General features: G+C 39.1%; 1 protein-coding gene. It reads right to left on the bottom strand.

The genetic code is table 11. From position 1 onward, the window contains the following. On the bottom strand, positions 1-381 hold a 381-nt coding region (locus AB4486_RS24620), incomplete at both ends, for a sugar phosphate nucleotidyltransferase (RefSeq protein ID WP_372119301.1).

The following is a 381-nucleotide window of genomic DNA, read 5'->3' as shown; positions in this document are numbered from 1 at the left end:
CTCCATTTATCACACCATAGGGGATTTGATAATCATACTCACGGACACACATTGTTGCATCAGCTTCGTTATCGTTATGAAATTCTAATAATCGCTCAAAATCCACTTTAGTTAACACATCACCATTCATCATGATCAGTGGTAAGTCTTGGGGTAAATCGCTAGGAAGCAAACCAAGCGCACCACCTGTGCCTAATGGCGCTTCTTCATAAACATAATTGATGCTCACTCCTAATTCAGATCCATCACCAAAATGGTTTTGAATTTGCTCTGGCATATAGTGAGTGGAGATGTAAAAGTTTTCAAAACCTGCTTTGATGAAGCTGCGAATTACCGTTTCTAAAATTGGTTTGTTGCCAATTTTAAGCATAGGTTTAGGGC

The sequence above is a fragment of the Vibrio sp. 10N.222.55.C6 genome (assembly GCF_041473395.1).
GTDB lineage: Bacteria > Pseudomonadota > Gammaproteobacteria > Enterobacterales > Vibrionaceae > Vibrio > Vibrio crassostreae_C.
Note: the sequence above shows the minus strand (reverse complement) of the source record. Positions and strands in the feature narration are given on the sequence as shown.